Consider the following 8,976-nt stretch of genomic DNA (forward strand, 5'->3'; position numbering starts at 1 on the left):
TCATCAGGAAGCCAACCGTATCCATCTCCATCTTCGCAGCCATACCGATATGCTGTTCAGATACGTCCGCTTCGGTACAGTGAGTGGCAACACGAATCGTGCTTACACCACAATCGTTTGCCATTTTCAGATGATCGACGGTTCCGATACCCGGTAGCAGCAGAGCAGAGATCTTGGCGTTTTTCATCTTTGGCACAACTGCGTTGAGGTACTCCTCATCAGTGTGTGCTGGGAAACCGTAGTTAAGAGAGGAACCACCCAGACCATCGCCGTGGGTTACCTCGATCAGCGGGATACCGGCATCATCCAGACCGGTTGATACCGCAACCATCTGCTCCAACGACAGCTGATGACGTTTCGCATGCATACCATCACGCAGGCTCATATCGTGGAGTTTTACATTCTTACCTTTCAAATCCATCATTCTTTCCTCAGATATAGCTGTTTTCAGCTTATCTTTTGTAGGAGCTCAGCCTCTGAGCGAGAGTTCTTATCGCCCAGAGGGCTGGGCTCCTACAATCAATTCATATGAGGCACAGCAGTTTGTTTTGAGACAAGGCAGCTTGTTGATGAGGAGCGGAGTTAACTAAAGTTAATGAGCACCGCAAGAAACAAGCTAACGCAGTATCAAAGCAAAATGCGAAGCCTCATCGTGCCGGTAGCGTGATTGAGCCGTTATGCGCTTCTTCAGCAAACATCTCTGCTGTACGCAGACCCGCAGCCGTCATGATGTCCAGGTTGCCTGCGTACTTCGGCAGGAAGTCACCCAGACCTTCTACTTCCATAAATACAGAAACTTTGTTGCCATCGAAGATTGGCCCGTTAACCAGTTTGTAACCCGGTACGTATTTCTGAACCTCTTTCACCATGTTGTGAACGGATTCAGTAATCGCCGCCTGATCTGGTGTGGTCTTAGTCAGACAGTGAATCGTGTCACGCATCATCAGTGGCGGCTCAGCCGGGTTGATAATGATGATTGCCTTACCTTTGTCAGCACCACCCACAGCTTCAACAGCGCCAGATGTGGTACGGGTGAACTCATCGATGTTCTGACGTGTACCTGGACCTACAGAGCGGGAAGAAACGGTGGCAACGATCTCGCCGTACTCAACGTCCTGCACCTGAGAAACTGCAGCCACCATTGGGATAGTCGCCTGACCACCGCAAGTCACCATGTTCACGTTCATCTCCAGCTGAGATGCATGCTGTTTCAGGTTTACGGGTGGTACACAGAACGGACCGATTGCAGCTGGAGTCAGGTCAACCATGATCACACCCAACTCGTTCAGCTTGCGGCTGTTCTCTGCGTGTACATAAGCAGAAGTCGCATCAAAGGCGATACGGATATCATCTTCGATTACTTTATCCAGCATGCCGTCGACGCCGGTGCTGGAAACTTTGATACCAAATTCCTGTGCGCGTTTCAGACCTTCGGATTCAGGATCGATACCCACCATCCAAACCGGCTCAACCCAGTCAGAGCGCATCATCTTCATCAACAGGTCAGTACCGATATTGCCCGGACCGATGATGACTGCTTTAAGTTTCTTACTCATTGGACTGTTTCCTTATGTGAAGCGCACAGAAGCGGAACCGATACCGCCGATACTGACGGTCATGAAATCACCAGCTTGTACAGGCTCCAGCGGTACAAGGGAACCGGACAGAATCACTTCACCGGCTTTCAGTGGAATACCAAACTCACCCAGCGTATTAGCCAGCCAGGTCACACAGTTCACTGGGCTACCCAGTGCAGCTGCGCCTGCACCGGTTGAGATAATCTGACCGTTTTTCTCAACCACCATGCCGCAGGTAGAAAGATCAACCTGACGCGGGCTTACCGCCTTATCACCCAGTACAAACAGACCACAGGATGCGTTATCCGCCACCGTATCCTGAATCTTGATCTTCCAATCTTCGATACGAGAATCCACAACTTCAAAACATGGAATAACGCACTCAGTCGCAGCCAGAACGTCTGCGTTTGTAATGCCAGGACCGATCAGGTCTTTCTTCAGAATAAAGGCGATTTCACCTTCCGCTTTAGGCTGAATCAGACGCTCGCTGATCGGCATCTCTTCGCCCTGGCTGAAGGCCATATCGTCAGTCAGAAAACCAAAATCCGGCTGGTGAACATTCAGCATGTTCTGCACAGCTTTGGAGGTCACACCAATCTTCTTACCAATAATTCGAGCACCAGCTTCAACACGGCGCTCAACCATACGTAGAGAGATGTGGTAAGCATCTTCGATAGTGATATCGTCAAAACGCTCAGTTAACGGACGCAGCGTTTCACGTTTAGTCAGTGCCTGATACAACTCATCACCACACTGTTGGATTAAATTCTTATCCATTTTAAATTCCTCTGGAATTTAGCTATAAGCGGTAAGCTACAAGCGGCAAGAGGTTTTCAACTTGCAGCCTGTAGCTTGTGGCTTGCAGCTCGATTAAAGCTTGATGCAGATGTTTTTAAGCTCTGTATAGAATTCGAGGCCATGAATCCCACCTTCACGCCCAATACCCGACTGCTTAGCACCACCAAACGCTGTACGCAGATCACGCAAGAACCAGCTATTTACCCAGCAAAGGCCCACTTCAAGTTGTTCAGCCACACGAGAAGCGCGGGAGGAGTTTTCGGTCCAAACCGCTGCGGATAGGCCATATTCGGTATCATTTGCCAGTTCGATCACCTCTTCTTCGCTGTCGAATGGACGGATGTGACAACAAGGGCCAAAGATCTCTTCGTTGACTACACGAGCATCATCGGAAAGGCCGGTCCAGATAGTCGGTTCTACCCAAGCGCCAGCATTCAGGTCGTCACCCATCTCAGGTACACCACCGCCGATAACAACGTTGGCACCCTCTTCTACTGCCAAACGGTAGTAGGACAGCACTTTCTCTTTGTGCTCCTGGCTGACCAGTGGACCAAAATCAACACTGGAATCTTCTGGACGACCCAGTTTCAGTTTCTCCACACCCTCTTTCAGGCGCTGGACAAACTCTTCAAAAATCGGACGTTCTACATAAACACGCTCAGTGCCCAGGCAAACCTGACCGCAGTTCACAAACGCTGAACGCATGGTGCCTTCGATTGCTTTATCCATATCGCAATCGGCAAAAACGATACCCGGGTTCTTACCACCACACTCCATGGAGATGTTGCGCAGACCAACAGAAGCCGCGCGCATGATGATCTCACCGGTACGGGTTTCGCCAGTGAAGGTGATCGCATTTACATCTTTATGTTCAGTCAGATAAGCGCCGGCAGACTCAGGACCAAAACCGTGTACCACGTTGTATACACCTTCGGGTACACCACACTCATTCATTACTTCACCCAGCAGAGTTGCTGTTGCTGGTGTTTCTTCGGATGGTTTAACCACTACGGTATTACCGCAAGCCAGTGCTGGACCTACTTTGAATGTCATCAGCAGTAGTGGCAGGTTCCAAGGGCTGATTACAGCAACAACACCTTTAGGGGTGCGGTGACCATAGTTCAGTGCACCCTGACCATCGGGTGTATCCAGTTTGAACGCTTCTGTCGGATGGTTCGCCAGTGTTTCGGAGAACGCTTTAAAGTTCGCAGCACCACGTGGAATGTCGATATGGGATGCGATTTTCTGTGGTTTACCTGTATCCAGACACTCCGCTTCCAGAAACTCATCAAAACGCTCATTGATGCGGTCAGCTACGTTATTCAGCATCTCGATACGCTGCGCCTGGGTCATCTTGCCCCATGGCCCTTTCATCGCTACTTTTGCCGCTTTTACCGCAGCGTCCACTTCCGGTTGACCGGCTTCATGGACCATACCGATCAGGCTGTCATCCACAGGACAGCGGTTCTCAAAGGTCTTGCCGCTCTCTGCGGTCACAAACTGACCATTAATAAAGTTTTTAAACTCTTTCATTATCTTTCTCGATTAGATGGCTACGTAACAGAACCGGGAATCTGGAGAGTGCCCAGGCGCTATATGCCTGGGCCAGTTCCCTTAAGTCAGAACGGATAGGAAACGTTCATTCAATACACGATCGTGGTAGAAGATCGCTTTACCCAGATCTTCAGCTTTCCAGGTCACCGGCTCGTGGTCTGGATAGTGATAGTCACCACCACAGAACACTTCGGAGCGGTTACCGGATGGGTCAAAGAAGTAAATTGTTTTACCGTGAGTCAGGCCGTGACGAGTTGGACCAATATCCAGAGATGTATCTGTCATAGAGATAAGGTCTGCTGCACGCAATACATCTTCCCAGGTCTCTAGGAAGAACGATGCATGATGGAATTTGCCTGGCTCTGGACATTCGATGAAAGCGATATCGTGCGCCTTCATGCTCGCAGTCAAGAATACCGCAGCTTTGTTACCTTCTGGATCAACCACCTGCTCCGCCAGATCAAAACCAAGCACATCGCGGAACAGTTCATAAGTTGCCATCACATCAGTGCCGTATAGCAGGCAGTGGTCAAAGCGAGTTGCTTTCATACCTTTCAGATCACGCGGCCATGCTTCCGGATTTACTTTGGAAAGGCCCCATTTACCGGTCTGCTCTTTCTCAGCATAAAGCTCGAAGTGATGACCCGAAGGTGCCTGGAAACGTACGCGACGACCACAGCTATTCAGCTCACCGGCAGGAATCTCTTCAACGCCAAGACCACGATCACGCAGCTCCTGCTCCAGACCAGACAGTGTGTCATTATCCAGAACTTTGAAGCCCATAAAGTCCATACCAGCAGTGTCAGCCTCACGCAGTACAACCGAGAACTTATCTACTTCGGTCCAGCCTTTCAGGTAAACACGACCCTGATCATCACGATCCATTTCGATCAGACCCAGAAGGTCACGATAATGTGTCAGTGCTTCCTCTACATCCAGTACGCGGATCTGAACATGACCCGGACGCATAACTCCTTTCCGCATTGTTTTACCCTCTATATTTATTTTTATAACTTCACTCATTCACCGGATTGCAGGCGGTGACCTCAAGATCACTGCTTGGGAAAACCCGGCAGGCCAGCGCATAACCTTCAGCCTTTTCGGCATCGCTGATATGCGCCTTACTCATTACTTTTGCGGTATAACTACCGCTTAGAATCTGAACCTTACACACGCCGCAGCCACCACCACGACAGCCTACTGCGATGGGATGTTGCTGGTTCTGTTCCATACTGCGCAGTAGCGTATCTCCGGAACGGCAGGTGAAACTGCTATCCCGATTTATCACCTTGATGTTGTACTGCTCAGCACTCTGTTCAGACCCGTTATTCATATCGCTGACCACTTTTTTCAGTTACAGCTGATGTCAATTACAGCGGTACAATCAACACGGGACGATCTGTCAGCTGCAAAACGTTCTGCGCAGTAGAGCCAACAAAAAAACGCCCCAGTGTTGAGTGGTTACGATTTCGCGTCCCCATCACAATCAGATCCGCATCGATCTCATCGGCCACCTTGATAATGGTTTCGCAAGCAGCACCCTCTTCGATACGGGTAAGCGGACGATGTTGTAACGGAATTTTCCCTGCCAGATCCTTGTCATAGAACTCCTGAATGCGTTGTTCCATCAGATCCTGGATCGCTTTCATTCCCTGGCTACGCATCTCTTTCATCTCACCGTCTGCCATATAGTTTTCCATCATGGTTTCGGTGCTTTTGCTCGCCGGTTCCACAATGTTTAGGAAGGTGATCTGAGCATCGTGCTTAAACGCTTCTTTAGCCGCTAAAAGAAATGCAGGTCTGGAGTTTTCACCCAGATCAGAGGCGTACAAGATGTTGCTAATTTCAGGAATCATGCTTATTCCTCTTTCTTATTTGCTCTAGCTAAAACAGAGCCAATGGTCGCTTTGATAGTGGTGTTAAAAAGAGCCCCTTGCGGGGCTAAGTTCTTGCTATTTGCACACTATCAACCAACCATATTTGGCAGGAACAGAGAGATCGCAGGAATCGTTGCAATCAAAATCAAACGCAGAATATCTGCAATCCAGAACGGTGTTACACCTTTAAAAATGGTGCTCAGTTTCACATCAGGCAGAACCGTTTTCAGGACAAATACGTTAAGTCCAACCGGTGGTGTAATCAGGCTGATCTCAGTCACAACCACCACCAGAATGCCGAACCAGATCAGGTCCATACCCATGGCGCTAACCAGCGGGTAGAACACAGGAACGGTCAACAAAATCATCGACATACTTTCCAACACACAACCCAGCAGAATGTAGATACCGATAATCGCCAGGATCACCCAGAGTGGGCTCAGCTCCATGCTCAGAACCCAGTCACGCAGACCATCCGGCATACCCGCAAGGTTGATGAAGTTGGAGAACAACACTGCACCAATCACCAGGAAGAACAGCATTGAGGTAGTACGAACCGAACTTACCAATGTGTCTGTAAGGCTCTTCATGGTCAGAGTACCGCGGAACAGGGCGATAAAGAACGCACCAGAAGCACCAATACCAGCCGCTTCAGTTGGGGTGAAAATACCGGTGTAGATACCACCCATCACCACAGCAAACAGGAAGCAGATCGCCCATACATGTTTAAAGGCGCTCATACGTTCTTTCCAGTCAGACCTTTCAGCCGCAGGACCGGATTCAGGCTTCAGATGCACTGTGACCGAAACCGCAGCCATATACAGAACGATACCGAGGAAACCAGGCAGCAGACCGGCAATGAAAAGCTTGCCGATATCGGTTTCAGTCATGATGCCGTAGATCACCAGAATCACACTCGGTGGAATCAGAATTCCAAGGGTGCCGCCCGCAGCGATAGAACCACTAGCCAGACCATCGGAATAGTTATATTTACGCATCGATGGCATCGCCACTTTCGACATAGTCGCAGCAGTTGCCATCGAACTGCCGCATACAGCAGAGAAAGCACCACAAGACACCACTGTGGACAACGCCAGACCACCCTTAAAGTGACCCAGGAAAGCATGGGCAGCACGGTACAGCTGTGCCGATAAGCCCGCTTGCGTAATAAAATTACCCATCAAAATAAACAGGGGTACAACAGAAAGTTCGTAGGCAAGGCCGGTTTCAAATGCAACCTGCGACACCATGTTCAGTGCTGCTCCACAACCACGTGGGTTTTCGAACTCGACAAGCTGAACAAAGGCAAAGCCCACTACGCCCACAACACCCATGGCCACGCCCAATGGGATACGGGCAAAAATCAGAATCATTAACGCGGCAAAGCCGATAAAACTGGTTTCCATAACTACTCAACCTCTCCAGCTCTATGGTGTGAAAATAATTTCTTTCCGCGTTTAAAAAGCAGCATCCAGACCAACGCTACGGTCGACAGGGTGCAGCAGATGGCCATCAGGAATACCAACCCCGCAAACGGGATCTCCAGAATGGCCGTTGTATCTTCATAACGGTAAGTACGGAGTGCGAATTTCCATAACATCCAGGACAAAACACCAAAGGCGATCACATTGACCAGACCGATGACGATGTTCTGCAGGGGTTTAAGAAACTCAGGGACCGTTGAATCCAGCAGGTCTACATCCACGTGGGCGTTTTCCGCTGTCACCATCGGCAGGCCAAGAAATATCAGAGCCGCTAACAGCAACTCTGTAACCTCGAAGCCACCCGGCAGTGGTGCCGAGAACAGGTCTCGACCCACTACATCTACCAGCGTTACCAGCATCATGACAAACATGACGAAGGCCGCTGTGTAGGCAAGTACACGCTCGAACAGGAACTCAAGTGCACGTACCCACATCTCCTGTTTAAACAAAGATGTCAGGAAACTCATAACTCCGCTCTCGTCAGCTTACTTGGATGCGTAAGTCGCAGTGATTTCACGCAGTTCTTTCAGTGCCGCTGCACCGTCAACACCACGCTTAGACGCTTCTTTAGCCCACTCACCTTCCAGGTGTGCTGTACGCGCTTTTACGTCAGCAACAAATGCATCATTAGCGACGATGATCTGGTTACCATTCGCTTTAGCTGCTTCCAGTGCCGCTTTATCAGCTGCATCCCAAGCTTTACCCGCCATTACAGCAAAGGCTTCACCAGAAACGCTCATGATTGCGTCCTGATCAGCTTTGGACAGATCACGGAAACGATCTTTGTTCATTACCAGGAAGAAGCTCACGTTATACAGACCACCTGGAACCACAGTCGTGTGCTTAACCAGATCCTGGATTTTAAAGCTCATGATTGATTCAGCTGGCAGCAGAGTACCGTCGGCAACACCGTGAGACAGCAGCTCGTAACTTTTAGATGCTGGTTTCAGTAGAGGTACTGCATCCAGTGCTGTTGCTACGTCGTTAACAACACCACCACCAACACGCAGTTTCATGCCTTTCAGGTCTTCTACTGTATTCACAGCTTTTTTACTGTTGTTGATAAGACCAGGACCGTGTGTCATCAGACCCAACAGCTGAGTGTCTTTATGCTCGTTTGCTTTAGACAGGTACTTCTCGTGTACACGCCAGTAAGCAACAGACTGCGCTTCAGCACTGTCACCCGCGAATGGGAACTCTGCGATTTTAGTCATCACAAAACGACCTGGCGTGTAACCGTGTACGCTGTAGGTGATATCAGCCAAACCGTCACGGGCGATATCGTAGTGAACCTTTGGATGGCCCAGGCCTTTAGCCAGGATATTTACAGAGACACGACCCTCTGTAGCTTCCTTAACTTTTGCTGCCCAAGGCTGAATCATGTCAGTAACAATTGGATGCGTTGGCGGTAACCAAGATGACAGAGTCAGTTTAGTTTCCGCAGAAGCCATGCCTGCAGTTGCAGTCATAACCAGGCCAGCAACAACTGTTTTCAATACCTTTTTCATGCTTTCGTTCTCCTGTTGAACACCCTCGAGAGATGTTCTTTTATTTTTATGGTTCAGGTACGGCATCACCCCCGAACGAGACTAACTGCCGTGTGTGCTTAAAGGTTTTCTAAGGGACCTGCGAACAAGTCCTGTTAGTGCTCTGCAAGCCCTACGGGGCCTACACGATTTATTCGCA

The 8,976-nt window shown here is 49.6% G+C and carries 9 protein-coding genes and 1 pseudogene; all 10 read right to left on the reverse strand.

Translation table 11 applies throughout. From position 1 onward, the window contains the following. Positions 1-421 (reverse strand): annotated as a pseudogene (locus tag GY843_RS08635) (4-hydroxy-2-oxovalerate aldolase); the annotation flags it as partial. 226 nt (positions 422-647) lie between these two features. Further along, the gene (locus tag GY843_RS08640; RefSeq protein ID WP_297308600.1) at positions 648-1,556 is read right to left on the reverse strand and encodes an acetaldehyde dehydrogenase (acetylating); all 909 of its coding nucleotides are present in this window, start codon (positions 1,554-1,556) and stop codon (positions 648-650) included. Positions 1,557-1,568: 12 nt separating this feature from the next. Then, positions 1,569-2,354: a 2-oxopent-4-enoate hydratase gene (gene dmpE, locus GY843_RS08645; protein WP_297308602.1), complete on the reverse strand. Its 786-nt coding sequence runs from the start codon at positions 2,352-2,354 to the stop codon at positions 1,569-1,571. 93 nt (positions 2,355-2,447) lie between these two features. Next, complete coding sequence (locus GY843_RS08650) at positions 2,448-3,908, reverse strand: 2-hydroxymuconic semialdehyde dehydrogenase (protein ID WP_297308604.1); 1,461 nt, start codon at positions 3,906-3,908, stop codon at positions 2,448-2,450. A gap of 81 nt (positions 3,909-3,989) precedes the next feature. Beyond that, positions 3,990-4,913 (reverse strand): catechol 2,3-dioxygenase, encoded by a 924-nt coding sequence (locus GY843_RS08655; protein WP_297308606.1) that lies wholly within the window; start codon positions 4,911-4,913, stop codon positions 3,990-3,992. A 31-nt stretch (positions 4,914-4,944) separates the two neighbouring features. Beyond that, the gene (locus tag GY843_RS08660) at positions 4,945-5,262 is read right to left on the reverse strand and encodes a 2Fe-2S iron-sulfur cluster-binding protein (RefSeq protein WP_297308608.1); all 318 of its coding nucleotides are present in this window, start codon (positions 5,260-5,262) and stop codon (positions 4,945-4,947) included. 37 nt (positions 5,263-5,299) lie between these two features. Further along, positions 5,300-5,785, reverse strand: a complete 486-nt coding sequence (locus tag GY843_RS08665) for a universal stress protein (RefSeq protein WP_297308610.1) — start codon at positions 5,783-5,785, stop codon at positions 5,300-5,302. 110 nt (positions 5,786-5,895) lie between these two features. After that, positions 5,896-7,212 carry a TRAP transporter large permease gene (locus GY843_RS08670; protein WP_297308612.1) on the reverse strand — a complete coding sequence of 439 codons (1,317 nt, stop codon included), beginning with the start codon at positions 7,210-7,212 and terminating at the stop codon, positions 5,896-5,898. 2 nt (positions 7,213-7,214) lie between these two features. Continuing rightward, positions 7,215-7,757 carry a TRAP transporter small permease gene (locus GY843_RS08675; RefSeq protein WP_297308614.1) on the reverse strand — a complete coding sequence of 181 codons (543 nt, stop codon included), beginning with the start codon at positions 7,755-7,757 and terminating at the stop codon, positions 7,215-7,217. Positions 7,758-7,775: 18 nt separating this feature from the next. After that, on the reverse strand, positions 7,776-8,798 hold the full coding sequence (locus GY843_RS08680) for a TRAP transporter substrate-binding protein (RefSeq protein WP_297308617.1): 1,023 nt from the start codon (positions 8,796-8,798) through the stop codon (positions 7,776-7,778). Positions 8,799-8,976 lie beyond the last annotated feature (178 nt).

Source organism: Neptuniibacter sp. (assembly GCF_024231755.1).
In the GTDB taxonomy this organism is placed as follows: Bacteria; Pseudomonadota; Gammaproteobacteria; order Pseudomonadales; family Balneatricaceae; genus Neptuniibacter.